The sequence below is a fragment of the Aurantimonas sp. HBX-1 genome, assembly GCF_021391535.1.
In the GTDB taxonomy this organism is placed as follows: Bacteria; Pseudomonadota; Alphaproteobacteria; order Rhizobiales; family Rhizobiaceae; genus Aurantimonas.
In genome coordinates, this window is record NZ_CP090066.1 from 1150338 (window position 1) to 1174269 (window position 23932).

25 protein-coding genes are annotated in these 23932 nt (G+C 68.4%); 2 read left to right on the forward strand and 23 right to left on the reverse strand.

Features of this window, described 5'->3' with window-relative positions; translation table 11 throughout:
- Nucleotides 1-592: 592 nt before the first annotated feature.
- From LXB15_RS05425 to LXB15_RS05510, 18 genes are all read right to left on the reverse strand, one after another.
- Entirely contained in the window at nt 593-1351 is a 759-nt protein-coding gene (locus LXB15_RS05425) for an ABC transporter ATP-binding protein (RefSeq protein WP_233951481.1), read from the reverse strand.
- Nucleotides 1308-2036 (reverse strand): ABC transporter permease, encoded by a 729-nt coding sequence (locus LXB15_RS05430; RefSeq protein WP_233953062.1) that lies wholly within the window; start codon nt 2034-2036, stop codon nt 1308-1310. Before LXB15_RS05430 ends, LXB15_RS05425 begins: the two co-directional genes overlap by 44 nt.
- Nucleotides 2037-2085: 49 nt before the next feature.
- The gene (locus tag LXB15_RS05435) at nt 2086-3081 is read right to left on the reverse strand and encodes an ABC transporter substrate-binding protein (RefSeq protein ID WP_233951483.1); all 996 of its coding nucleotides are present in this window, start codon (nt 3079-3081) and stop codon (nt 2086-2088) included.
- A gap of 112 nt (nt 3082-3193) precedes the next feature.
- The gene (locus LXB15_RS05440; protein WP_233951485.1) at nt 3194-3784 is read right to left on the reverse strand and encodes an energy-coupling factor transporter transmembrane protein EcfT; all 591 of its coding nucleotides are present in this window, start codon (nt 3782-3784) and stop codon (nt 3194-3196) included.
- Nucleotides 3781-4455, reverse strand: coding sequence for an energy-coupling factor ABC transporter ATP-binding protein (locus tag LXB15_RS05445; protein ID WP_233951486.1), 675 nt, complete (start codon nt 4453-4455; stop codon nt 3781-3783). Before LXB15_RS05445 ends, LXB15_RS05440 begins: the two co-directional genes overlap by 4 nt.
- A 22-nt stretch (nt 4456-4477) precedes the next feature.
- Nucleotides 4478-5038: a biotin transporter BioY gene (locus tag LXB15_RS05450; protein ID WP_233951487.1), complete on the reverse strand. Its 561-nt coding sequence runs from the start codon at nt 5036-5038 to the stop codon at nt 4478-4480.
- Nucleotides 5039-5190: 152 nt separating this feature from the next.
- Nucleotides 5191-5586: a type II toxin-antitoxin system VapC family toxin gene (locus LXB15_RS05455; protein ID WP_233951489.1), complete on the reverse strand. Its 396-nt coding sequence runs from the start codon at nt 5584-5586 to the stop codon at nt 5191-5193.
- Nucleotides 5586-5867 carry a type II toxin-antitoxin system VapB family antitoxin gene (locus LXB15_RS05460; RefSeq protein ID WP_233951491.1) on the reverse strand — a complete coding sequence of 94 codons (282 nt, stop codon included), beginning with the start codon at nt 5865-5867 and terminating at the stop codon, nt 5586-5588. The genes LXB15_RS05455 and LXB15_RS05460 overlap by 1 nt, the downstream gene beginning before the upstream one ends.
- A gap of 113 nt (nt 5868-5980) precedes the next feature.
- Nucleotides 5981-7468, reverse strand: coding sequence for a glycerol kinase GlpK (gene glpK / locus LXB15_RS05465; RefSeq protein ID WP_233951493.1), 1488 nt, complete (start codon nt 7466-7468; stop codon nt 5981-5983).
- Nucleotides 7469-7613: 145 nt separating this feature from the next.
- A complete protein-coding gene (locus LXB15_RS05470) occupies nt 7614-9404 on the reverse strand; it encodes an ABC transporter substrate-binding protein (protein WP_233951495.1) in 1791 nt (596 codons plus the stop codon).
- Nucleotides 9405-9492: 88 nt separating this feature from the next.
- A complete protein-coding gene (locus LXB15_RS05475; RefSeq protein WP_233951497.1) occupies nt 9493-9774 on the reverse strand; it encodes a DUF2160 domain-containing protein in 282 nt (93 codons plus the stop codon).
- Nucleotides 9774-10664 (reverse strand): carbohydrate ABC transporter permease, encoded by an 891-nt coding sequence (locus LXB15_RS05480; protein ID WP_233951499.1) that lies wholly within the window; start codon nt 10662-10664, stop codon nt 9774-9776. Before LXB15_RS05480 ends, LXB15_RS05475 begins: the two co-directional genes overlap by 1 nt.
- On the reverse strand, nt 10661-11548 hold the full coding sequence (locus LXB15_RS05485) for a carbohydrate ABC transporter permease (protein WP_233951501.1): 888 nt from the start codon (nt 11546-11548) through the stop codon (nt 10661-10663). The genes LXB15_RS05480 and LXB15_RS05485 overlap by 4 nt, the downstream gene beginning before the upstream one ends.
- Before the next feature lie 3 nt (nt 11549-11551).
- The gene (locus LXB15_RS05490) at nt 11552-12631 is read right to left on the reverse strand and encodes an ABC transporter ATP-binding protein (protein ID WP_233951503.1); all 1080 of its coding nucleotides are present in this window, start codon (nt 12629-12631) and stop codon (nt 11552-11554) included.
- A gap of 9 nt (nt 12632-12640) precedes the next feature.
- Nucleotides 12641-13717: an ABC transporter ATP-binding protein gene (locus LXB15_RS05495; protein ID WP_233951505.1), complete on the reverse strand. Its 1077-nt coding sequence runs from the start codon at nt 13715-13717 to the stop codon at nt 12641-12643.
- Nucleotides 13718-13748: 31 nt separating this feature from the next.
- Nucleotides 13749-15248, reverse strand: a complete 1500-nt coding sequence (glpD, locus tag LXB15_RS05500) for a glycerol-3-phosphate dehydrogenase (protein ID WP_233953063.1) — start codon at nt 15246-15248, stop codon at nt 13749-13751.
- Nucleotides 15249-15341: 93 nt separating this feature from the next.
- A complete protein-coding gene (locus LXB15_RS05505; protein ID WP_233951507.1) occupies nt 15342-16142 on the reverse strand; it encodes a DeoR/GlpR family DNA-binding transcription regulator in 801 nt (266 codons plus the stop codon).
- Nucleotides 16143-16222: 80 nt separating this feature from the next.
- The gene (locus LXB15_RS05510) at nt 16223-17080 is read right to left on the reverse strand and encodes a D-amino-acid transaminase (protein WP_233951508.1); all 858 of its coding nucleotides are present in this window, start codon (nt 17078-17080) and stop codon (nt 16223-16225) included.
- A 162-nt stretch (nt 17081-17242) separates the two neighbouring features.
- Here LXB15_RS05510 and LXB15_RS05515 point away from each other — a divergent pair, with 162 nt between their 5' ends.
- Entirely contained in the window at nt 17243-18010 is a 768-nt protein-coding gene (locus tag LXB15_RS05515; RefSeq protein WP_233951510.1) for an SDR family NAD(P)-dependent oxidoreductase, read from the forward strand.
- A 57-nt stretch (nt 18011-18067) separates the two neighbouring features.
- Entirely contained in the window at nt 18068-18850 is a 783-nt protein-coding gene (locus LXB15_RS05520) for an enoyl-CoA hydratase (protein WP_233951512.1), read from the forward strand.
- A gap of 202 nt (nt 18851-19052) precedes the next feature.
- Here LXB15_RS05520 and LXB15_RS05525 read toward each other — a convergent pair whose 3' ends face one another.
- The 5 genes from LXB15_RS05525 to livM all read right to left on the reverse strand — a co-directional run bounded on the left by LXB15_RS05525 (nt 19053) and on the right by livM (nt 23930).
- Nucleotides 19053-20243: a branched-chain amino acid ABC transporter substrate-binding protein gene (locus LXB15_RS05525; protein WP_233951514.1), complete on the reverse strand. Its 1191-nt coding sequence runs from the start codon at nt 20241-20243 to the stop codon at nt 19053-19055.
- A 150-nt stretch (nt 20244-20393) separates the two neighbouring features.
- Nucleotides 20394-20747 (reverse strand): DUF6867 family protein, encoded by a 354-nt coding sequence (locus LXB15_RS05530; RefSeq protein ID WP_233951516.1) that lies wholly within the window; start codon nt 20745-20747, stop codon nt 20394-20396.
- A complete protein-coding gene (locus LXB15_RS05535) occupies nt 20747-21499 on the reverse strand; it encodes an ABC transporter ATP-binding protein (RefSeq protein ID WP_233951518.1) in 753 nt (250 codons plus the stop codon). Before LXB15_RS05535 ends, LXB15_RS05530 begins: the two co-directional genes overlap by 1 nt.
- Nucleotides 21496-22470 (reverse strand): ABC transporter ATP-binding protein, encoded by a 975-nt coding sequence (locus LXB15_RS05540; RefSeq protein ID WP_233951520.1) that lies wholly within the window; start codon nt 22468-22470, stop codon nt 21496-21498. Before LXB15_RS05540 ends, LXB15_RS05535 begins: the two co-directional genes overlap by 4 nt.
- Nucleotides 22470-23930: a high-affinity branched-chain amino acid ABC transporter permease LivM gene (gene livM / locus LXB15_RS05545; RefSeq protein WP_233951522.1), complete on the reverse strand. Its 1461-nt coding sequence runs from the start codon at nt 23928-23930 to the stop codon at nt 22470-22472. The genes LXB15_RS05540 and livM overlap by 1 nt, the downstream gene beginning before the upstream one ends.
- Nucleotides 23931-23932: the final 2 nt, after the last annotated feature.

Consider the following 23932-nt stretch of genomic DNA (forward strand, 5'->3'; position numbering starts at 1 on the left):
CGGGGCGTCATCCTCGGGCTTGACCCGAGGACCCATTCCTCTGCGGAGCCACCGCCTGTCCGCCTGAGGACGGGCACCTTCTCCGTTCCCGGTTAGGGGCCTCGCCGGCTTGGCATGGGTCCCCGGGTCAAGCCCGGGGATGACGCCGTGAGGGAGGGAGAGGCTTTGCGTGCGGCGCTCGGGTGAGAGCGATGCGTTCCGTGCGACGTCGTTTAGCGAATTCCGGGAGGACGGACGCGTAACATGGGGGCTGATCCATGATGCGATACACGAGCCAGTCACGCCGTACGCGTTGGTCAGACCACCTCTGCGGCGTCATCCTCGGGCTTGACCCGAGGACCCATTCCTCTGCGGTGCCACCGCCTGTCCGGCGGAGGAAGGGCGCCTTCTCCGTTGCCGGTTAGGGGCTTCGCCGGCTTGGCATGGGTCCTCGGGTCAAGCCCGAGGATGACGCCGTCAGGAAGGGAGCGGCTGTGCCTGCACTGTGCGCGCCCGGTGATGCCGCGAGTGGAAGCGCGGGGGACGCTCGGAGAGTAGCAGAAGTATCCTCGGGCAGGAGCAGCAGAAGCATCGTGGGCAGGAGCAGCTGCCCCTACAGCACTCCCGGAAACAGCCGGTCGAGTTTGGCCAGCTCGCGCTCGCGCCAGGCGGCGTCACGGGCGGGGCGGGGTGTCGTGATCTCGTGGATGCCGCGGACCGTGGCGGGGCGCGGCGTCAGGAAGACGATGCGGTCGGAGAGCTCCACCGCCTCCCGGAGGTTGTGGGTGACCATCAAGGCGGTGGTCGGCCGCGCCGACCAGACGGTCGTCAGGAGCGCGCGCAGCCGGCTGGCGGTCATCTCGTCGAGCGACACGAAGGGCTCGTCGAGCAGGATCAGCGACGGCTCGACGGCGAAGGCGCGGGCCAGCGCGGCGCGGCGGGCGAGGCCGAGCGACAGCTCGCCGGGAAAGCGCGAGCGCATCGCCTCGAGGCCGAGGATCGTGAACAGCTCGGTCAGATCGGCGCCTTCCAGCTCGGGCGGCAGAGCGAGCCGGACGTTCGCCTCGACGGTGCGCCAGGGCAGGAGGCGCGGCTCCTGGAACACCGCGGCGACGCGGGGCGTCGCGCCCGGGACCGTCACATGCCCCTCGAAATCCGTGTCGAGCCCGAGCACGATGCGCAGCGTCGTCGTCTTGCCGCAGCCGGAAGGGCCGATCAGCGTCGTGAAGCTGCCGGCGGGCGCGGTGAACGCCACGTCGTCGATCGCCGTGAGCAGCCCGCCGTCCGCGCCGCGGAACGTCTTGTTCCGGATCGCGACTTCGAGCAGGTCAGCGGCGCCAGCGCGTCGCACGGGCTTCAAGCGGTTGGACAAGCAGGAACTCGATCATGAGCATGACGGCGACGAAGGCGAGCGTATAGGCGAGGATCGCCGCGACGTCGAAGAGCTGGAAATAGAGGTGAATCTGGAAGCCGACGCCGTTCGAGCGGCCGAGCAGCTCGACCACCAGCGCGATCTTCCAGATCAGCGACAGGCCCGAACGCGAGGACGCGGCGAGATAGGGCTGCAGCTGCGGGACGATGACGTGGCGCAGCGTCTTCATCCGGCCGAAGCGGTAGACCGACGCCATCTCGGCCAGCTGCCGGTCGAGGGCCCGGGCGCCCTCGCGCATGGTGACGACGACGTTCGGGATCTTGTTGATGGCGATCGCCCCGATCGCGGCGATCTCGTTGAGGCCGAACCAGATATAGGCCAGCACGATCACCACCAGCGCCGGGACGTTGAGGAAGAGGATCAGCCACGGGTCGAAGAAGCGGTTGGCCTCACGGCTCATGCCGAGCGCGACGCCGATGATCGCGCCGAAGACCATGGCGATGAGGAACGAGGCGGCGACGCGGAACAGCGTCATGCCGAGATGGAAGAACAACTCGCCGGTGCGCGCGTCGCGCCAGAACGCCTGCGCGACGGCGGCCGGCGTCGGCAGTACGCGGCTGTCGGCGATCGACGCGGCCACCCACCACACGGCGAGCAGCACCGCCAGCGAGAGGATCACGATCAGGCTGGGCAGCGCCCGGTTCTCGCCGCGGCCCCGCGTGGCCGCGGATGCCTCAAGTGCCATTCTTGCGACCGGCGAAATAGGTCCCCTCGGCCAGCTCCGGCGACGGCCCGACCAGCCGTTCGCCGCCGATCTCGGCCAGCAGCCGGTAGAGCGCCCGGGCGTCGGCGACCTCCTCCTCGGCGCTGCGCGTCGGAATGCCCTCGCGATAGCGGTCGCGCAGCGTCGCCAGGGTCTTCTCGTCCTCGGCCTTCACCAGCGGCGCCAGCTTCACCCATTCCTCGTCGGAATCGCGCAGGAGCGCCTTGGTTTCGGCGTCGGCAGCGAGAAAGGCTTCTATCGCCTTCGGGTGCTCGTCCGCGAAACTGTCACGGAACACCCAGCCGATCGCCGCGACCGGGCCGGCGGTGCCCATCGCCATCGCGGCTTCGGTTCCGGAGACCAGCGTGCGAAAGCCCTGCGCCTCGAGGCGGGCGGCGTAGTGCCAGTAGTTGAGCACGGCATCGAGCTCGCCGGATTCCGCTTTAGCCGTGAGCAGCGGCGGGGCGCCGTAGACGATCTCGTTCTCCGCCGCGAGATCGAGGCCGTCGCGTTTCGCCAGCGCCTGGATCAGCAGCCAGTTCTTGTCGAGCGGCCCGCCGGCGACGCCCAGCGTCTTGCCGCGCAGATCCTGGAGATCCTGCATGTCGCTGTCGCCCGGCACCATGACCGAGCCGACGGACGTGGAGTAGGGCGCGAAGGTGTAGTCCGCCCCGGCGGCGCGCTGGCGCGACACCCACAGCCAGTCCGAGACGATCATGTCGACCGCGCCGGCCTGCAGCGCCACGTTGGAGGCGTCCTCGCCGGCGAACGGCACCAGCTCGACGTCGACGCCGTGCCGCGTGTCGATGCCGTTGCGGGTCATCGCGTCGAGCTCCCAGTTCACCGTGCCGTATTGCAGGACGCCGACCCGCAGGGTCTCGGGCCCCGCCGGCTGCTGCGCCGCCGCGGAGAGAGCCGAGACCACGAGAACCAGTGACGCAGCGAGCGTCGGGTGAAGCCATCGCATGAGCGATCCTCCGGTAACCGTCTTGGCGTGCCCATCCGCCTTCTAGCGCAGGGCCGGCCGCGCCGTCACGCATTTGACGGTGCTCGGCAGGACATAGGGAATTATTCCCGGTTCAGGAACGGGCGTCGATCGCCTCGGCGATCTCGTCGGCCATCTTCAGCAGCCGCACTATCACCGGGACCGCCAGCGGGAAGATGCTGCGGTCCTGGCCGCGGGCGCGCTGGGCCTCGCGCACCTCGTCGAGGATCGCGGCGACGGCCGGGATGAAGCGGATGGCCAGCGACAGCGCGAGGCTCACCTTGGCGACGTCGACCCCCAGGGGCCGCAGCGGCCCGAGGGCCCACTCGATGACGGCGACGAGATCGGCGGTGCGGGTGGTCAGCGTGACCAGCGCCGCGGCGAGGATCAGCGCCGCGAAGCGCAGGACGAGGAGCAGGGCCGGCTCGAGGCCCACCAGCCAGAGCTGCACGGCGAAGAGGATGGCGAGGATCCACAGCGCCGGGCGGATCTGGGCAAAGGCGTGCCGGGCCGGGATGCGGGCCAGCGCGAAGCCGGCAAGGGTGACGAGCAAGGCGGCAGCGGCGAGCGCGACGGCGTCGACCGCGAAAAGCAGCGTGCCGAGGCCGAGCAGCAGCGCCAGCTTGCTGCCGGCCGAGGCGCGGTGCACCGGGCTCGCGCCTGGCCGGTAGAGCCCGCCGATCATCCGGCGATCGCCCGGTACGCGGCGATCGCCTCGCGCGGAGCGGCATCGCAGGCGATCCGGCCCGCCTCGAACACCAGCACGCGGTCGAAATCGGTAAGCAGGTCGAGATCGTGGGTGACGAAGACGACGTTCTGGTCGAGGGCGGCGACGGCGTCCATCACCCGCCTTGTGTTGCGCAGGTCGAGCAGCGTCGTCGGCTCGTCCATCACCAGCCAGGCCGGCTCGGTCACCATGACCCCCGCCAGCGCCACCATCTGGCGCTCGCCGCCGGAGAGTTCGTGCGCCAGCCGGTCCTCGAAGCCGGCAAGGCCGAAGCGCGCCAGCGCGGCCTGCACCCGGCTGGCGATGGTGGCCTTGTCGAGGCCGCGGCCCTTGAGTCCGAAGGCGAGGTCCTCGCCGACGGTGGGATAGACGATCTGGTTGTCGGGATTCTGGAAGACGAAGCCGACGCGGCGGCGCACCTCCTTGCCGCTGGCCCTGGTGTCGAGGCCGTCGACGTCGACCGCGCCGGTCGTTGGCGGGAGGAGCCCGTTGAGCAGCCGGGCGAAGGTGCTCTTGCCGGAGCCGTTGGCGCCGATGACGCCGATGCGGCGCTCGGCCAGCGTCAGGTCGAGCCCGGAGAGTACCGGCCGCCCGGCCCGCTCGACCGAGGCGCCGCGAAGGACGATCACAGCAGGGCCGGACGCAAGCGCGTCAGGCCGAGACGCGGCGGGGCGCGATCAGCGGGTAGGCGCGGCGCACCGCGACGATCACCGCCGCGGCGACGCCGGCCTTGATCAGGTCGCCGGGGACGAAGGCGACGGCCGAGCCGATGAAGGCTTCGCGCAGGCCCATGCCGGACATCGCCGAATACCACGGCACGCCGACCGCATAGATCACACCGATGCCGCCGAGGACGGCGATGGCGAAGGCGGCGGGGAAGGAGAGGCGGGTCCAGAAGCGCTCGGTCAGCCAGCCGATGACGAGGCTCGCGGCGACCCAGCCATAGATGAAGCCCGACCAGGGGCCGACGAAGGGCGCCAGACCGCCGCGTCCGCCCGAAAGCAGCGGCAGGCCGATGGCGACCAGCGCCAGGAACAGCAGCATCGCCAGGACGCCGCGCTTCGCGCCGAGAATGCCGCCCATCAGCATCGGCCCCATCGACTGCGCGGTGATCGGAATGCCGAGCGCCGGGATCATCAGCGGCGGAAAGGCACCGAGCACCGCCATCAGGGCGGCGAACAGGGCAATGAAGACGATGTCTCTGGTGGTCATGGCGAGTCTCTTGCAGGGCGGGAGGCGTCCGATGCTGCGCGGCCCGCGATGCGGCACGTCAAGCGGATCGGGCGGCAAAGGTCAACGCCGGATGCGCGCAAGGCGCCCTGCCGTCCACGGCACTCCGGCCCCCGGGTGCTGCGGCGCCGGGCTCAGGCGGCCTCGATGTCGGTCTGCGCGAAGTCGTCGCCCTTGAAGAGCAGCGTGACGCCGAAATGCCGGGCGCAGGCATAGGCGAAGCAGTCGCCGAAATTCAGGCCGGCTCTGTGCCGTCCCTTGCCGAATCGGGCGTAGGCCTCGACCGCGAGAGCGGCGGCCTCCGGTGGAACGGGGACGATGGTGATGTGCATCTCCGCCAGATAGGCCTGAACAGCCGCCTGGGCACTCTCCAACTGCCAGTCGATGCGGCGCGAGCAGGAGACGACCGTTTCCCATATCACCGTCGGTGAGACGAGCAGTCGATCCGCCGACTTCATCCGGATGAGGATCGCCTCGGCGTCCTCCTCCTCGAGCACCAACGCGCAGAGGGCAGAGGCATCGACGAACATCAGTCGTCCTCGTAGAGGCTGTCGATCCACTCCTTGGTCACTGGCAGGCCCTTCCCACCAGCGGGATATCTCTCGCGGATCGCGCGGGCGACTTCCAGCGCGTTTTCGACGTAGGCCCGTGTCTGCACATCGAGCTCTGGCGGTTTCGACTCCGTCGCCGCGTTCCGCTTCAACTCCTCCCGAAGCGCCTGGCGTACCGCCTCGGTCTTGCTGGTCTTCTTGAGTCTGGCGAGGCGCTCGGCGAGTTCGCCGACCTCGCGATCCTTGACGTAAAGCGGCATGGTGGCCTCCGGAGGGATATCCCCAAGATAGGACGCGGATATGCCGGTGTCGAGAGAGGTGGCGGGGACAGGGGTCACTGCGGTCGGCCAACGTCTCGTCGCAGCAGATGGCCTCAGGCCGTCAGCGTCCGCCGCACCGCGTCGGCCCAGCCGGTGAGCTTGCGGCCCCGCGTCACCGCGTCCATCTGCGGCGCGAAGCGGCGCTCGAGCTGCCAGCGCCGGGAGAACCCGGCCATGTCGGGCCAGACGCCGGCCTTCTGGCCGGCCACCCAGGCGGCGCCCAAGGCGGTCGTCTCCAGCACCACCGGCCGGTCGACCGGAGCGTCGAGAATGTCGGCGAGGCGCTGCATCGTCCAGTCAGACGCCACCATGCCGCCATCGACCCTCAGGATCGTGTCGGAGGCGCCAGGCCAGTCCCGGCGCATGGCGGTGAGAAGGTCGGCGGTCTGGAAGCACACGGCCTCGAGCGCGGCGCGCGCCAGTTCGTCCGGCCCGGTCTTGCGGGTGAGGCCATAGATCGCGCCGCGCGCCTCGGCGTCCCACCAGGGTGCCCCGAGGCCGGTGAAGGCCGGCACCATGTAGACATCCTGTGTGTCGTCGGCCCGCGCCGCCATCGGGCCGCTCTGCTCGGCGCGGTCGACGAGCCGCAGCCCGTCGCGCAGCCACTGCACCGCCGCGCCAGCGACGAAGATCGAGCCCTCCAGCGCGAAGGCGGTCTTGCCGGCGAGGCGATAGGCGACCGTCGTCAGCAGGCGGTTCTGCGAGGTGATCCGGTCGGTGCCGGTGTTGAGCACGGCGAAACAGCCGGTGCCGTAGGTGGACTTGACCATGCCGGGGGCGAAGCACGCCTGGCCGAGCGTCGCGGCATGCTGGTCGCCGGCCATGCCGCGGATCGGGATCGCCGCGCCGAACAATGCGGCGTCGGTCGTACCGAATTCGGCGTCGCAGTCCTCGACGCTCGGCAGCAGCGCGCGGGGAACGCGCAGCATGCTCAGCAGGTCGTCGTCCCAGTCGTTGGCCTCGATGTCGAAGAGCAGGGTGCGCGCGGCATTGGTAGCATCGGTGGCGTGGACGCGGCCGCCGGTGAGGCGCCAGAGCAGGAACGTGTCGACCGTACCGAAGGCGAGCCTGCCCGCCTCCGCCTTCGCCCGGGCGCCGTCGACATTGTCGAGCAGCCACCCGATCTTGGTGCCGGAGAAATACGGGTCGACGATCAGGCCGGTCTTGGCCGTCACCGCCGGCTCGCAGCCGTCGGCAACGAGGCGCTGGCAGATCTCGGCGGTGCGCCGGTCCTGCCAGACGATGGCGTTGTGGATCGGCCGGCCGGTGTCGCGGTCCCAGATCAGCGTCGTCTCGCGCTGGTTGGTGATGCCGAGCGCGGCGATGTCGGCGGCCGACAGCGAGGCGTCGGCGAGCGCCGAGCGGACCGTGGCCACCACCGAGGACCAGATGTCCTCCGGATCGTGCTCGACCCAGCCGGAGCGCGGGAAATGCTGCGGGAACTCCTCCTGGCCCATCCCGACGACCCGGAACCCGTCGTCGAAGACGATGGCGCGGGAGGAGGTCGTGCCCTGGTCGATGGCGAGGACGTAGCCGGACATGGCAGCTCCTGAGAATACGGGTGACCCTGTCCCGGAAGTGCAGCCTCGAAAGGGCGCAGGAGCAGGGGAAGGCGCGCGTTGGCGCGCCGATACGAGAAGGCCGGGAACGTCCCGGCCTTCTCTCTTCTCTCGTGGCGTCCGCCGCTTACTGGGCGGGCGCGGCCGCCGGCGTCGCCGAGGTCGTGTCGCCCTCGGTCGGCGCGGTCGCGGTGGCGTCGGCCCAGCTCTTCACCAGCTCGTCGTAATTGACGGTGATCGGCTGTTCCTTCTCGTTCTCGACCGCCGGCTGGGGCGCCAGCGTGCCATTCGCCTTGGCCTGCTCGACCCAGTATTCCATGTCATGCTCTTCGTTGAGCTTCGGGCCGATGTCGCCCTGGATGCCGGCCCGCTCGAGCCGCTCCATGATGCTCTCCTGCTCGGCGCAGAGCGTGTCCATGGCTTCCTGCGGCGTCTTGGCGCCGGAGGCCGCGTCGCCGATCGCCTGCCACCAGAGCTGGGCGAGCTTCGGATAGTCCGGCACGTTGGTGCCGGTCGGCGACCACTGCACCCGGGCCGGCGAGCGGTAGAACTCGATCAGCCCGCCGAGCTCGGGAGCCCGCTCGGTGAAGCTCGGGTGACGGATCGAGCTTTCGCGGATCAGCGTCAGGCCGACATGGCTCTTCTTGACGTCCACGGTCTTCGACGTGACGAACTGGGCGTAGAGCCAGGCCGCCTTGGCGCGGTCGTCCGGGGTCGACTTCATCAGCGTCCAAGAGCCGACGTCCTGGTAGCCGAGCTTCATGCCGTCCTTCCAGTAGACGCCATGCGGGGAGGGGGCCATGCGCCATTTCGGCGTGCCGTCCTCGTTGACCACCGGCAGACCTTCCTTGACCGCGTCGGCGGTGAAGGCGGTGTACCAGAAGATCTGCTGCGCGATCTTGCCCTGCGCCGGCACCGGGCCGGCCTCGGAGAAGGTCATGCCCTGGGCCTCCGGCGGCGCGTAGGCCTTCAGCCAGTCGAGATACTTGGTGATCGAATAGACCGCGGCCGGGCCGTTGGTATCGCCGCCGCGGGCGACGCAGGAACCGACCGGACGCGAGTTCTCGTCGACCCGGATGCCCCATTCGTCGACCGGCACGCCGTTCGGGATGCCCTTGTCGCCGTTGCCGGCCATCGACAGCCAGGCGTCGGTGAAGCGCCAGCCGAGCGAGGGATCCTTCTTGCCGTAGTCCATGTGGCCGTAGACCGGGCCTTCGCCCATGTCGCGGCCGGTGAAGAACTCGGCGATGTCCTCGTAGGCCGACCAGTTGACCGGCACGCCCAGATCGTAGCCGTACTTGGCCTTGAAGTCGGCCTTGTTCTTCTCGTCGTTGAACCAGTCGTAGCGGAACCAGTAGAGGTTGGCGAACTGCTGGTCGGGCAGCTGGTAGAGCTTGCCGTCCGGCGCGGTGGTGAAGGACGTGCCGATGAAGTCGTCGAGGTCGAGGCCGGGATTGGTGACGTCCTTGCCCTCGTTCTCCATCCAGTCGGTGAGGCTGCGCGCCTGCTGGTAGCGCCAGTGGGTGCCGATCAGGTCGGAATCGTTGACATAGGCGTCGTAGATGTTCTCGCCGGACTGCATCTGCGTCTGCAGCTTCTCGACGACGTCGCCCTCGCCGATCAGGTCGTGGGTGACCTTGATGCCGGTGATCGCGGTGAAGGCCGGGGCCAGCACCTTGGACTCGTATTCATGGGTGGTGATGGTTTCCGACACGACCTTGATGTCCATGCCCTGGAAGGGCTCGGCGGCGTCGATGAACCACTGCATCTCCTTTTCCTGCTCTTCGCGAGACAGCGAGGACATGTCGCCGATCTCGGCGTCGAGGAACTTCTTCGCCGCCTCCATGTCGGCGAAGGCCGGGCCGGCGGCGAGCGTGATGGCGAGAGCCGCCGTCGTACTCATGAGTATGTGCTTCATATTGTCAATCCTCCCAGATGGAGCCGGTCGGTTGGTTGGCTGATCCGCGTCGACCGGTCGAGACGCGGCAGGGGCTGCAGCCGTCTCGTCAGACGAGACGGAACACGAGAAGAAAGAACCCGGCACACACCGCGAGGGCGTACCAGAGCGAGAGGTCGGTGGACCACAGCCAGCCGAGGCAGATGAAGGCGGACCCCAGCAGCGACACGAACAGCCGGTCGCCGCGGGTGGTCTCGAAGCGCAATATGCCGACGCGCGGGGAGCCACCCGGCACCACATATTCCCAGACGCCCATGGCGGCGATCATCGCGAAGATCACCAGGAAGAAGATCGCGGTCGGCCATGTCCAGGCCATCCATGAGAAGTCCATCACACCCTCCCCAGGGCGAAGCCCTTGGCGATGTAGTTGCGCACGAACCAGATGACGATCGCGCCCGGGATGATGGTCAGCGCCCCGGCCGCGGCGAGGACGCCCCAGTCCATGCCGGAGGCGGAGACCGTGCGGGTCATGATCGCCGAGATCGGCTTGGCGTCGGTCACCGTCAGGGTCCGGGCGATCAGGAGCTCGACCCAGGAGAACATGAAGCAGAAGAACGCCGCGACCCCGATGCCGCTGGCGATCAGCGGCGTGAAGATCTTGAAGAAGAAGCGCGGGAACGAATAGCCGTCGATATAGGCGGTCTCGTCGATCTCCTTCGGCACGCCCGACATGAAGCCTTCGAGAATCCACACCGCCAGCGGCACGTTGAACAGGCAGTGGGCGAGCGCCACGGCGATATGCGTGTCGATCAGCCCGAAGGCGGAATAGAGCTGAAAGAACGGCAGCGCGAACACCGCCGGCGGCGCCATCCGGTTGGTCAGCAGCCAGAAGAACAGATGCTTGTCGCCGAGGAAGCGGTAGCGCGAGAAGGCGTAGGCCGCCGGCAGCGCCACCGACACCGAGATCACCGTGTTCATCACCACGTAGATGATCGAGTTGATGTAGCCGTTGTACCAGGACGGGTCGGTGAAGATCACCGCGTAGTTGCGCAGGGTGGGGTTCTGCGGCAGCAGCGTCAGGCCGCTGAGGATCTCCTGGTTGGTCTTGAAGCTCATGTTGACCAGCCAGTAGATCGGCAGCAGCAGGAAGAGGATGTAGATCGCCGGGATCAGCGCCTTCCAGCGGAAGTGCCCGGTGCGGACCCGCGCGCGGGCGGCAATGGCGGTTTCCGAATGGGCCGCGGCAGGCAGGCTGCGGTGGGTCGTCGCCTGGTCGCTCATTCCGGCGCTCCCTTGGTCGGCTGGTCGGCGCCGGCATTGGTCATCACGGTGTAGAAGACCCAGGACAGCGCCAGGATGATCAGGAAGTAGACCAGCGACATCGCCGCCGCCTCGCCGAGGTTGAACTGGCCGATCGCGAGCTTCACCAGGTCGATCGACAGGAAGGTCGTCGAATTGCCGGGGCCGCCGCCGGTGACCACGAAGGGTTCGGTGTAGATCATGAAGCTGTCCATGAAGCGCAGCAGCACGGCGATCAGCAGCACGCGGCCCATCTTCGGCAGCTGGATGTAGCGGAACACCGCCCAGCGCGACGCGCCGTCGATCTTCGCCGCCTGGTAGTAGGCGTCCGGGATCGAGACGAGACCGGCATAGCAGAGCAGCACGACGAGGCTGGTCCAGTGCCAGACATCCATCAGGATGACGGTCACCCAGGCATCGAACGGGTCCTGCACGTAGTTGTAGTCGAAGCCCATCGCCGTCAGCGTGTAGCCGAGCAGCCCGATGTCGGTGCGGCCGAACACCTGCCAGATCGTGCCGACGACGTTCCACGGGATCAGCAGCGGCAGCGCCATCAGGACGAGGCACACCGGCACGAAGATGCCCTTCTTCGGCATCGACAGGGCGACAAGGATGCCGAGCGGCACCTCGATGGCGAGGATGATCGCGGAGAAGATGAGGTTGCGCTGCAGCGCGTCGTGGAAGCGGGCCGAGGTCAGGATGTCCTGGAACCAGCTGGTGCCGGCCCAGAAGAACTGGTTGTTCCCGAACGTGTCCTGCACCGAGTAGTTGACCACCGTCATCAGCGGGATCACCGCCGAGAAGGCCACCAGCAGCAGCACCGGCACGACCATGAACCAGGCTTTGTTGTTCCAGGTCTTGTCCATGTCTCAGGCCCTCTCCACCAGCCAGGAATCGGCGTAGACATTGAGTGCGTGCGGGGCGAAACGGACCGCCGCGTCGGCGGGAATGGCGGCGCCTTCCGGCACGATCGCGCTGATCGGGTTGCCGGACAGCGTCGCCCGCACGATCCGCTCGGAGCCGACATCCTCGACCTTGGTGACCTGCACCGGCAGGCCGCCGGCCTCGCCGCGCCGGACGATCGAGACGAATTCGGGGCGGATGCCGAGTTCGGTCTTCTGGCCCGCGCCGACCGCGGCGAGGCCGGTCAGGGCGACCCGCTCGGCGGCGATCACCGCCTCGCCGGCCTCCAGCCGGCAGGGCAGGACGTTCATGCCGGGGGAGCCGATGAAATAGCCGACGAACGTATGCCGCGGCCGCTCGAACAGCTCTTCGGGCGTCCCGATCTGCACGACCTCGCCGTCGTACATCACCACCACCTTGTCGGCGAAGGTCAGCGCCTCGGTCTGGTCGTGGGTGACGTAGATCATCGTCATCGCGAATTCGTGGTGCAGCTGCTTCAGCTCCGAGCGCAGCTGCCACTTCATGTGCGGGTCGATGACGGTCAGCGGCTCGTCGAACAGGATGGCGTTGACGTCGGAGCGCACCAGGCCGCGGCCGAGCGAGATCTTCTGCTTCTCGTCGGCGGTCAGCCCCCGCGCCTTGCGGTCGGCCTTCGCCTCCAGCCCGATGCGGCGGATCATGTCGTCGACGCGGGTCTTGATCTCGGCCTTGGCGATCTTGCGGTTCTTCAGCGGGAAGGCGAGGTTCTCGCGCACCGTCATCGTGTCGTAGATCACCGGGAACTGGAAGACCTGCGCGATGTTGCGGGCTTCCGGCGTCAGCATCGTCACGTCGCGGTCGTCGAAGCGGACCTTGCCCTCCGACGGCGTCAGGAGGCCCGAGATGATGTTGAGCAGCGTGGTCTTGCCGCAGCCGGAAGGGCCGAGCAGCGCATAGGCGCCACCGTCCTCGAAGGCGTGGTCGACCTCGCGCAGCGCGTAGGTGCCGGCCCTGGCGAGCGCCGGGGAATAGGCGTGGCGGATATGGTCGAGGCGGATACGGGCCATCGTCTCTCCTCAGGCCGCCAGACGCGCGGGCGTGGCGACGGCAGCGCCGTCCGGGTCGAACACCAGGACGCGGGCCGGGTCGAAGGAAAGCCGCACCGTCTGGCCTGCATCGAGGCGGCGCACCCCATGCACCAGCGCGATGATCCGCTCGCCGCCGAGATCGGCATGGATGAAGGTCTGCGAGCCGGTGACCTCGGTCAGCACCACCGTCGCGTCGAAGCCGCTGTCGTCGGTACCGCCGAGCGTCAGCCGGTGCGGGCGGATGCCGGCGGTGTACGGGCCGTCGGGAAGCCCGGCATGCACCGGCGCGGCCGCGAAGGCGACGCCGCTCCGGGAGGTGAAGCGTTCGGCATGCTTGGTCAGCGCCACGACGTTCAGCGGCGGATCGGAGAAGGTGCGGGCGGTCAGCAGGTCGCGCGGCTGGTGATAGACCTCGGCGGTGTCGCCGAACTGGGTGATCCGCCCCTTCGACATCGTCGCGGTGCGGCCGCCGAGCAGCAGCGCCTCGTGCGGCTCGGTGGTCGCATAGACGAACACCGCGCCGGTCTCGGCGAACAGCCGCGGCAGTTCCTCGCGCAGTTCCTCGCGCAGCTTGTAGTCGAGATTGGCCAGCGGCTCGTCGAGCAGCACCAGCTCGGCATTCTTCACCAGCGCCCGCGCCAGGGCCGTGCGCTGCTGCTGGCCGCCCGACAGGTTGAGCGGCGTGCGGTCGAGGAACGGGCCGAGCTTCATCAGGTCGGCGGCCTTGCGTACCGCCGCGTCGATCTCGGCGGCCGGGCGGCGCTGGATGCGCAGCGGCGAGGCGATGTTCTCGTAGACGGTCAGCGACGGGTAGTTGATGAACTGCTGGTAGACCATGGCGACGTTGCGCCGGCGCACCGGCACGCCGGTGACGTCCTTGCCGTCCATGACGATGCGTCCGCTGGTCGGCGCGTCGAGCCCGGCCATCAGCCGCATCAGGCTGGTCTTGCCGGCCAGCGTCGGCCCGAGCAGCACGTTCAGCGAGCCGCGCTCCAGTTCGAGCGAGACGTCGATGATGTGCTTCTCTCCGCCGACGGTGCGGCTGACGTTCTGCAATTCGAGCAAACTGTCCTCCCAGACGGCTCCCGCGCGGTGCTCAGGCTACCGCGATCCTGCGTTGTACCTCTAGTGCGTCCAAGTGCTCTGCCAGGCGCTGCCGTTCGGCCTCGCCGAAGCGCAGGCCCAGCTTGGTCCGGCGCCACAGAATGTCTTCCGCCGTGCGCGCCCACTCGTTGCGGGTGAGCCAGTCGACCTCGGATTCGAACAGCCCGTGACCGAGATCGCGGCCCGGCGCGCCATGGCCGGCGACGGCCAGCGCGTCGGTGCCGTAGGAGCGCACCAGCCGGCGGACGGTGCGCTCGTCGAGCACCGGCACGGCCTGCCGCAACTGGTCTTCCAGGGCGGCCAGCCCATCGACCGCGAAATCGCCGCCCGGCAAGGGTGCCGTCCCCGTCCAGCGCTTGCCGCGGGCGCCGAGCGCATCCTCGATCTTCGCCAGAACTTCCTCGGACAGCACGCGGTAGGTGGTGATCTTGCCGCCGAAGCAGTTGAGCACCCGGGCCTCGTCGCGGCCGCCCTCGACCTTGAGCACGTAGTCGCGCGTCGCTTCCTGGGCCTTGGAGGCGCCGTCGTCGTAGAGCGGGCGCACGCCGGAATAGGTCCAGACGATGTCCTCGGCCGTCACCGGCCGCTTGAAATACTCGCTTGCCGCGCCGAGGAGATAGCGCGTCTCCTCCTCGGTGATCGCCACCTTGCCGGGGTCGCCCTCGTAGTCGCGGTCGGTGGTGCCGACGAGGGTGAAGTCCTCCTCGTAGGGGATCGCGAAGATGATCCGGCCGTCCTCGTTCTGGAAGATGTAGGCGCGGTCGTGATCGTAGAGCTTGCGGGTCACGATGTGGGAGCCCTGGACGAGGCGGACGTGGCGCGCCTCGTTGCGTCCCATCGGGCCGCGGATGATCTCGTCGACCCAGGGGCCGGCGACGTTGACGAGGAAGCGCGCGGTGACAGTGCGGCTGTGGCCACTCTCGGTATCGCGCAGCGTGATCTGCCAGGCGCCGTCGACGCGCCGCGCCTCGGTGACGCGGGTACGGACCATGATCGTGGCGCCGCGGATCGCCGCGTCGCGGGCGTTGAGGACGACGAGGCGGGCGTCGTCGACGCGGGCGTCGGAATACTCGAAGCCCCGGCGATAGTCGTCCTTCAGCGGCGCGCCGAGCGGGCCGCCGAGATCCACCGTGGTGGTGGCGCGGAGCGTCTTGCGGCCGCCGATATGGTCGTAGAGGAACAGGCCGGTCCGCAGCAGCCAGGCGGGGCGCAGGCCGGCATGGTGCGGCAGCACGAAGCGCAGCGGCCGGATGATGTGCGGGGCGATCGACCAGAGCACCTCGCGCTCCATCAGCGCATGGCGCACCAGCGAGAATTCGTAGTGCTCGAGATAGCGCAGGCCGCCATGCACCAGCTTGGTCGACCAGGAGGAGGTGCCGGAAGCGAGGTCGTTCATCTCGGCGAGCCCGACGCGATAGCCGCGCCCCGCGGCGTCGCGGGCGACGCCGCAGCCGTTGATGCCGCCACCGATGATGAAGACGTCGAAATCCAGAAGAGCCTCCCCAGGCTTCGCAATGCAGCATACTCCTGCGATTGCGAACTTAACGAAGCTTATGACGAAACCAAACCGAAGGTCAAACGAAATTCACGCGACGCCCGCCGGCGCCGTGGCGGCGGTCTCGGCCTCGGCGGCTTCGGTTTCGATCAGCCGCACGTCCGCATCCCGGCAGATCTGCCGGATGGCGGCCGGCGCCGCATCGGTGACGAAGGTGTGCACCTGGTTCAGATGGCCGATTCGGACGGGTGCGCTGCGTTCGAATTTCGAGGAATCGGCGGCGAGGATGACGTGCCGGGCATTGGAGATGATGGCCTGCGCGACCCGCACCTCGCGGTAGTCGAAGTCGAGCAGCGAACCGTCGGGATCGATCGCCGAAACGCCAATTACCGCGAAGTCCACCTTGAACTGCCGGATGAAGTCGACGGCCGCCTCGCCGACGATGCCGCCGTCGGACCGGCGCACGACGCCGCCGGCGATGACCAGCTCGATCTCCGGGTAGGGCCGCATGGCCGTCACGACGTTGATGTTGTTGGTGATGACCATCAGCCCGCCGTGCCGCAGCAGGGCATGCGCCACGGCCTCCGTGGTGGTGCCGATATTGACGAACAGCGACGCGCGATCCGGAATGAGGTCGGCGACGGCCCTGCCGATCGCCGCCTTCTCGTCGGCGGCGATCATCCGCCTGGCGTCGTAGCCGACATTCTCCACCCCGGAGGAGAGCACCGCGCCGCCATGGATCCGGGCCAGCAGGCGCTGGTCGCAGAGCTCGTTGAGATCCTTGCGGATCGTCTGCACCGAGACGGCGTAGCGGCCGGCGAGGTCATCGACGGCGACCCGCCCGGCCCGCTTGGCGAGCTCGAGTATCTGCTGCTGGCGATCGGAAAGCATCGGAATCCCCGCATTCGTCCGGAAGCATGGAAGAAGCGAAACCAAAACGCAACAAACGAAAGCCGCAGTCAGCCTCCGCGTCAGATCGCGGTGCGATCGGCCTCCTCGATGTAGATGTCGCGCAGCCGCCCGGCGATGGGCCCCGGCCGGCCGTCGCCGATCGCCGCGCCGTCGATCGACACTACCGGGAGGACGAAGGCGGAGGCGGAGGTGATGAACGCCTCCTTCGCGGCCTTGGCCTCCTCCAGCGTGAACGAGCGCTCCTCGATCCGCAGCCCGATGTCGGCGGCAAGCCGCAGGACCGCGGCCCGGGTGATGCCGTGCAGGATCGAGTGCGACAGGTCGCGGGTCACCAGCGTGCCCTCGGCCGTGATGATATGGGCGTTGTTGGACGTGCCTTCGGTGACGATGCCGTCCTCGACCAGCCAGGCGTCGTCGGCTCCCTGGCGCACGGCCTGCGTCTTGGCCATCGACGGATAGAGCAGCTGCACCGTCTTGATGTCGCGGCGGCCCCAGCGAAGGTCCGGCACCGAGGCGACGCGGATGCCGTTACGGGCGGCCGGCTTGTCCCGCAGCGCCATGGTCTGGGTGAACAGCACCAGCGAGGGCGGCGTGTCCTGCGGCGGAAACAGGAAGTCGCGGTCGGCGGCGCCGCGCGTCACCTGCATGTAGATCAGGCCCTCGTCGACGCCGTTGCGGGCGGCGAGCTCGCGATGGATCGCCAGCAATTCGTCGTGGCTCGCCGGCGCCGGCAGGCCGAGTTCCGACAGCGACCGGTCGAGGCGCGCCATGTGGGCGCGAAAGTCGACGAGCTTGCCGCCCAGCACCGTCGTCACCTCGTAGACCGCGTCGGCGAACAGGAAGCCGCGGTCGAAGACCGAGATCCTGGCTTCCGCTTCCGGGACATAGGCGCCGTTGACGTAGACGATGCGGGACATGGAGGACTCTCGGCTGGGTTTCGACCGATGCTTGATAGGGCCGCGCGCGGCGAGAGGAAAGCCTTTGCGGCGCCCCTGCCGTGTTCCTCCGGACGTGCTAGGTCTCGACCAAGAGCGGAGCCGGCTCGAGCCGAGCCGGCGGCGACAGGGCAGGAGGGGACATTGCGGATTGACGAGACGACACCGGCCATCGTGTCGGGAGCGGGCTCCGGCCTCGGGAGGGCGACGGCACGGGCGCTGGCGGCACGCGGCGCGCCGGTGGCGGTGCTCGATCGCGACGAGGCGGCGGGCCGCGAGGTCGCCGAGGAGATCGGCGGGGTGTTCCTGCGCTGCGACGTCGCCGATCCGGCATCGGTGGCGGATGCCGTCGCGGCCGCGGTCGCGGCGCATGGCGTGCCGCGCATCCTGGTGAACTGCGCCGGCATCGCGGTCGGCGCCAAGACCGTGTCGCGCGGCGAGGCGCACGATCCGGCGCTGTTCCAGAAGGTCATCGCGGTGAACCTGATCGGGACGTTCAACCTGTCCTCGCAGGTGGCGCTGGCGATGTCGGAGGCCGGGCCGATCGACGCCGACGGCGAGCGCGGCGTCATCGTCAGCACGGCATCGGTCGCGGCGTTCGACGGCCAGATCGGCCAGATCGCCTATGCCGCCTCCAAGGCGGCGGTCGCCGGCATGACGCTGCCGATGGCGCGCGATCTCGCCAAGTCGGGCATCAGGGTGATGACCATCGCGCCGGGCATCTTCGAGACGCCGATGATGGCCGGCATGCCGGAGGAGGTGCAGGCCTCGCTGGCGGCGGCGGTGCCGTTTCCCTCGCGGCTCGGCAAGGCCGAGGAATACGCCGCGCTCGCCCTGCACATCGTCGAGAACGCGATGCTCAACGGCGAGACGATCCGTCTCGACGGGGCGATCAGGATGCAGCCGAAATAGGAACGGGTGGTGCGGCGACCGCGTGGGCCCCGCACGCACCGGCAGGAGGAGGAATTCATGGCCGAAGACGACATCGTGATCGAGAGCCGCGACGGGCGCGTCGCCATCCTGACGCTCAACCGGCCTAAGGCGCTGAACGCGCTCAACACCGCGGTGATGGGCGAGATCGTCCGCCGCACCGCGGCGCTGGACCGCGACCCGGAGGTCGGGGCGATCCTGATCGCCGGGTCCGACAAGGCGTTCGCGGCGGGCGCCGACATCAAGGAGATGGAGGACCGTTCGGCGATGGCGATGATGCTCGCCGACTGGCTGTCCGACTGGGAGGCGCTGGAGCGGGTGCGCACGCCGATGGTCGCGGCGGTGGCGGGCTTCGCGCTCGGCGGCGGCTGCGAGCTGGCGATGATGTGCGACGTGATCCTCGCCGCCGATACCGCGAAGTTCGGCCAGCCGGAGATCAAGCTGGGGGTGATTCCCGGCATGGGCGGCTCGCAGCGACTCACCCGCGCGGTCGGCAAGTACAAGGCGATGGACATGATCCTTACCGGAAGGATGATCGACGCCGCCGAAGCCGAGCGGATCGGCCTCGTGTCGCGGCTGGTGCCGGCGGACCGCCTGATGGACGAGGCGCTGGATGTCGCCCGGACCATCGCCGGCTTCTCCAAGCCCGCGACGCTTGCCGCCAAGGAAGCGACGAACCGCAGCTTCGAGGTCGGGCTGCGCGAGGGGCTGCTGCACGAGCGGCGGATCTTCCATGCGCTCTTCGCCGGCGGCGACCAGAAGGAGGGCATGGCCGCCTTCCGCGAGAAGCGCCCGCCGGTGTTCCGTCACGGGGATGAGTGAAAGCCCGTTCGGCTCTCATCCGCGAATCTCACCGCGCGGCTGATCGCACCGGGGCCAACAATGGACCGGCGCATCTGAGGGCGGGGGTATCCGCTGGCCGCACCACGCGAGATCGGGTCCCGACGTGAAAAGAGCCCCGGCGCGAATGCCCCGGGGCTCTCTTTCATGCGCAGGGAAGCCGGCGTGAAGCCGGCCGGAGCAATCAGTTGCTCTTGGTTTCCGTCGCGCCCGTGTCCACGCCTTCCGCAGGCTGCAGCGCGTCGCCGCCGGGCTTCGTCATGTCGGTGCCTTCGGCCACGTTGACATAATCGTAGGCGCCGTCCTTCCACTCGTAGACGACGTAGCCGGGCAGCGTGACGTCGCCCTTGTCGTCGAAGGCAAGCTCGCCAATGACGGTGTCGAACGTGCCGTCATCGAGCGCCTTGACGACGGCGTCATAGTCGGTCGAGCCGGCGGCGTTGACTGCGTCGGCCCAAGCCTGGATCGCCGCGTAGGTGTAGAGCACGTAGCCCTCGGCGGTCTGGCCCTTGGCGCTGAGCTTCTCGACGACCGGCGCGGCCGCCTCGTTCTTGCGCGGATCCGGGGAGAAGGTCATCAGCGTGCCCTGGCCGGCATCGCCGGTGATCGCCCAGTACTCGTCGGTGACCAGCGCGTCGCCGGACATGATGATGGTGTCCATGCCCTGCGAGCGCATCTGGCGGGCCATCAGGCCGGCTTCCGTGTGGTAGCCGCCGACATAGACGAGATCGACCCCGGCTTCCTTCATCTTGGTGACGAGGGCGGTGTAGTCCTTCTCGCCGGCCGTGTAGCTCTCGACCAGCACCGGCTTCTTGCCGGCTTCCTCGTAGTATTTCTGGGTCTGGTCGGCGAGGCCTTTGCCGTAGGCGGTCTTGTCGTTGATGATGGCGACCTTGGCGTCGGGGAAGTTCTCCGCGATGTAGGCGCCGGCAACCTGGCCCTGCTGGTCGTCGCGGCCGCAGACACGGTAGATGCCTTCGCCCGGACGCTTGTCGGTGAAGTCGGGATTGGTCGAGGCCGGGGAGATCTGGATGATCTGCTCGTCGGCATAGACCTGGCTGGCCGGGATCGACGAGCCCGAGCAGAAATGGCCGGCGACGAAGGATACGCCTTCGCCGGCGAAGCTGTTGGCCACGGCAACGGCCTGCTTGGGATCGCAGGCGTCGTCGCCGATCGAGAGCTTGAGCATCTCGCCGTTGACGCCGCCGGCGGCGTTGATGTCCTCGACAGCCTGCTCGGCGCCGACGCGCAGCTGCTCGCCGAAGCTCGCGTACTGGCCGGTCATCGGGCCGGCGACGCCGATCGTCATCTCGGCGAAGGCAGAGCCCGCGAAGACGAGGTTGAGCGCAGCGCCGGCTAGAAGTGCTTTCTTCATGAGAACCTTCCCTATTGCAAAATTCGGAGCGACCCCGCGGATCGCGAGCAGGTATTCGTCGTGCCCTACCTGGGTCGATTAAAGACCGGATCGGGCCGGGTTGGAATAGCGCCGGCCCACAATTTCACCGTTGCCGACAAATGCGGCACGCTATCGGCGATCCTGGTGAAGAAAGCCGTATTGCCTTGCCATCTGCCGGCTGCGGACGAAGCTTCGCCCGGCGGCGGCGATGGCGAACAGCACGATATAGTCGACGACCGCATAGTGCAGCGCCGTCCCGAACGTGCGGACCGGCAGGAAGAAGGAGCCGCCGAACAGGCTGAAATGGATGAAGCGGACGGCGATCGTCAGCAGCAGCAGGTAGAAGGCCAAGAGGCCCCAACCGCTCCAGGTGAGCGCGGTCGAGCGCCCGATCATCCAGGCACCGCCGCCGCCGAGGATCACGGTGACGAAGATGAACTCGGCGATCGAGACTTCCCAGAGGAGTGCCAGTTCGGGTTCCATCAGTGGGCTCCCCCTTCCAGATACGCGCTGCGGACCTCGTCGCGCGCAAGCAGTTCGCGGCCGCCGCCGGTCATGGTGATCACGCCGTTGACCATCACGTAGCCACGATGCGCCAGCCGCAGAGCATGGAAGGCGTTCTGCTCGACCAGGAAGACGGTCAGCCCCTCGTTGCGGTTCAGCTCGCGGATGACCTCGAAGATCTGCTTGACGATCAGCGGCGCCAGGCCGAGCGACGGCTCGTCGAGCAGCAGCAGCTTGGGCCGGCTCATCAGCGCCCGGCCGATCGCCAGCATCTGCTGCTCGCCGCCCGACAGCGTGCCGCCGCGCTGGCCGCGCCGCTCCTTCAGCCGCGGGAACAGCTCGAAGACCTTGCGCAGGTCGTCGTCGAAATAGCGGTCGTCCTCGAGGATAGCCCCCATCTGGAGGTTCTCCATCACGGTCATCCGTCCGAACACCCGGCGGCCTTCCGGCGACTGGGCGATCGACTTCGACATGATGTCGTGGGTCGGCAAATGGGTGATGTCCTCGCCGCGGTAGAGGATCTGGCCGGAGCGGGCGCGGGGATTGCCGCAGATGGTCATCATCAGCGTCGACTTGCCGGCGCCGTTGGCGCCGATCAGCGTGACGATCTCGCCCTCGTGGACATCGACGTCGACGCCACGCAGCGCCTGGATCTTGCCGTAGAAGGTCTCGACTCCCCGGACCGCCAGCAGCGGCTGCGCCGCCGGGCTGGTCGCCTCGATCGCGCTCATGCCGCGCCCCCGTCGATATGGCCTGTGCCGGTGGCGGTGCTCCCGCCCGCCTTGCCGAGATCCGCCTCGACGGCCTCGACCTCCTCGTCATCGACGCCGAGATAGGCGGCGATGACCTTCGGGTCGTTGCGCACCCTGGCGGCATCGCCGTCGGAGATCTTCTTGCCGTAGTCGAGCACGATGACGTGGTCGGAAATCTCCATCACCACGCCCATGTCGTGCTCGATCAGCAGCACCGACACGCCGTGCTCGTCGCGGATGTAGCGCAGCAGCGTGTTCAGCTCGGCGGATTCTCGCGGGTTGAGGCCGGCGGCCGGCTCGTCGAGGCACAGCAGCGACGGGTTGGTGCACATCGCCCGGGCGATCTCCAGCCGGCGCTGGGCGCCGTAGGGCAGGTCGGCGGCGGGGTCGTCGGCCCGGTCGAGCAGGTCGGTGTGCCGCAGCCAGTCGATCGCCTTGTCCCTGGCGGCGGCGGCGGCGCGGCGGTAGCCCGGCAGGCCGAACAGCCCGCCGATCGTATAGCCGGAAGCGCGCATCAGCACGTTGTGCTGGGCGACCAGCAGGTTCTCGAGCACCGTCATGCCGCCGAACAGCCGGATGTTCTGGAAGGTGCGGGCGACGCCGGCCACCGCGGTGATGCGGAAGTCGGCCATGCGCTCGAGCAGGAACACCGAGCCCTTCTCCTCGCGCAGATACTGCCGGCCGCTGCCGGTCAGCTCCTCCACGGTCGCGGCCGGCACCTCGCGGCCGCGGCGCATGGCGATCCGGCCCTCGGTCGGCTTGTAGAAGCCGGTGACGCAGTTGAACACCGTGGTCTTGCCGGCGCCGTTCGGGCCGATCAGCGCGGTGATGTCGCCGCGGCCGACGTCGAAGGAGAGGTCGTCGACGGCGACCAGGCCGCCGAAGCGCATGGTCAGGTGCTCGACGGTGAGGACGGGGTCCTGCGTCCAGCGTTGCGTCTGGTTCAGCATCAGTGACCCTCGCCCTGGGCGACCATGTCGGCGCTGATGGACTTCCGCTCCTTGTAGACGATCGACGGGGAGCGCGTGGAGATCAGGCCGCGCGGCTTCCACACCATGATCGCAACCATGGCGAGACCGAAGATCAGCATGCGGTATTCCGTCGGATCGAAGCCGGCGCCGAAGACCGCCTGCAGCGCCGTCAGGTTCCGCAGCAGCTCGATGCCGCCGATCATCACCACCGAGGCGATGACCACACCCAGCTGCGAGCCGAGGCCGCCGAGCACGACGATGGCGAGGATGATCGCCGATTCGATGAAGGTGAAGCTCTCCGGCGAGATGAAGCCCTGGCGGGTGGCGAAGAACGAACCGGCGAAACCGCCGAACATCGCGCCGGTGGCGAAGGCCGTCAGCTTGACGTTGACGGTGTTGATGCCGAGCGAGCGGCAGGCGATCTCGTCCTCGCGCAGGGCTTCCCAGGCGCGGCCGACCGGCAGCTTGCGCATCCGCATGGTGACGAAATTGGTCAGGAGGGCGAGCGCCAGGATGATGTAGTAGAGGAAGACGAAGCGCTGCACCGTCGAATATTCGAGGCCGAAGAAGTCCGAGAAGGAGCCTTCGCCGCGGTCGAACTCGAGGCCGAAGAGCGTCGGCTTCGGGATGCCCAGGATGCCGTTCGGCCCGCCGGTGAAGTCCGACCAGTTCAAGAGGACGACGCGGATGATCTCGCCGAAGGCGAGCGTCACGATGGCGAGGTAGTCGCCCCGCAGCCGCAGCACCGGGAAGCCCAGCATGACGCCCCAGAGCGCGGCGAACAGCCCGGCCATCGGCAGGCAGACCCAGAAGCCGAGATCGAAATTCTGGGCGAGCAGGGCGAAGGAATAGGCGCCGACCGCATAGAAGGCGACATAGCCGAGGTCGAGCAGGCCGGCGAGGCCGACGACGATGTTGAGGCCCCAGCCGAGCATGACATAGGTCAGGATCAGGATGGAGAGGTCGATCAGATAGCGATTCTGGCTCGGCAGCAGCGTGTCGATCAGGAACGGCAGCAGTAGCGCCACGACCAGCAGCACGATGCCGACGATCTTGCCGAGCGGAACCGGGCGCGCGCCGGCGCGGCGGGTCCGCTTGAACCAGCCGGTGACCGGGCGCTCGGCGCGGAAGATGAAGAAGGACAAGAGGAAGCGCCCGACGAAGGCGATGCCGATCCACACCAGCCAGAGGTCCGGCCGCGTCGTCAGGTCGAGGCCGCCCACCGCGATGTCGCTCCGGAAGGCGAAGAAGAACAGCGTCAGGCCGGCGATGATCGCCGCCGTGATGCCGGCCTCCTTCAGCGAGGCGACGAACCGGCTGTCGGCTGTCGGCGGCTCGGAGAAGGGCGGCTCGCCGCGCATCGCGTCGCGCCTGGCCTCGGATTCCAGCTCAGCCCCTTCGGGCCGGGTGGAAAGGGTCGGTGCACCAGGGGTCGCCATGG

Coding starts and splice junctions, on each gene's coding strand:
- LXB15_RS05440 (WP_233951485.1), bottom strand. CDS start 3,784: ATGATCGGCGGGCTCTACCGGCCAGGCGCGAGCCCGGTGCACCGCGCC.
- LXB15_RS05435 (WP_233951483.1), bottom strand. CDS start 3,081: ATGCGATGGCTTCACCCGACGCTCGCTGCGTCACTGGTTCTCGTGGTC.
- LXB15_RS05475 (WP_233951497.1), bottom strand. CDS start 9,774: ATGGACTTCTCATGGATGGCCTGGACATGGCCGACCGCGATCTTCTTC.
- LXB15_RS05460 (WP_233951491.1), bottom strand. CDS start 5,867: ATGCCGCTTTACGTCAAGGATCGCGAGGTCGGCGAACTCGCCGAGCGC.
- glpK (WP_233951493.1), bottom strand. CDS start 7,468: ATGTCCGGCTACGTCCTCGCCATCGACCAGGGCACGACCTCCTCCCGC.
- LXB15_RS05505 (WP_233951507.1), bottom strand. CDS start 16,142: ATGCTTTCCGATCGCCAGCAGCAGATACTCGAGCTCGCCAAGCGGGCC.
- LXB15_RS05530 (WP_233951516.1), bottom strand. CDS start 20,747: ATGGAACCCGAACTGGCACTCCTCTGGGAAGTCTCGATCGCCGAGTTC.
- LXB15_RS05525 (WP_233951514.1), bottom strand. CDS start 20,243: ATGAAGAAAGCACTTCTAGCCGGCGCTGCGCTCAACCTCGTCTTCGCG.
- LXB15_RS05480 (WP_233951499.1), bottom strand. CDS start 10,664: ATGAGCGACCAGGCGACGACCCACCGCAGCCTGCCTGCCGCGGCCCAT.
- LXB15_RS05510 (WP_233951508.1), bottom strand. CDS start 17,080: ATGTCCCGCATCGTCTACGTCAACGGCGCCTATGTCCCGGAAGCGGAA.
- livM (WP_233951522.1), bottom strand. CDS start 23,930: ATGGCGACCCCTGGTGCACCGACCCTTTCCACCCGGCCCGAAGGGGCT.
- LXB15_RS05520 (WP_233951512.1), top strand. CDS start 18,068: ATGGCCGAAGACGACATCGTGATCGAGAGCCGCGACGGGCGCGTCGCC.
- LXB15_RS05450 (WP_233951487.1), bottom strand. CDS start 5,038: ATGACCACCAGAGACATCGTCTTCATTGCCCTGTTCGCCGCCCTGATG.
- LXB15_RS05535 (WP_233951518.1), bottom strand. CDS start 21,499: ATGAGCGCGATCGAGGCGACCAGCCCGGCGGCGCAGCCGCTGCTGGCG.
- LXB15_RS05455 (WP_233951489.1), bottom strand. CDS start 5,586: ATGTTCGTCGATGCCTCTGCCCTCTGCGCGTTGGTGCTCGAGGAGGAG.
- LXB15_RS05490 (WP_233951503.1), bottom strand. CDS start 12,631: ATGGCCCGTATCCGCCTCGACCATATCCGCCACGCCTATTCCCCGGCG.
- LXB15_RS05485 (WP_233951501.1), bottom strand. CDS start 11,548: ATGGACAAGACCTGGAACAACAAAGCCTGGTTCATGGTCGTGCCGGTG.
- LXB15_RS05470 (WP_233951495.1), bottom strand. CDS start 9,404: ATGAAGCACATACTCATGAGTACGACGGCGGCTCTCGCCATCACGCTC.
- LXB15_RS05540 (WP_233951520.1), bottom strand. CDS start 22,470: ATGCTGAACCAGACGCAACGCTGGACGCAGGACCCCGTCCTCACCGTC.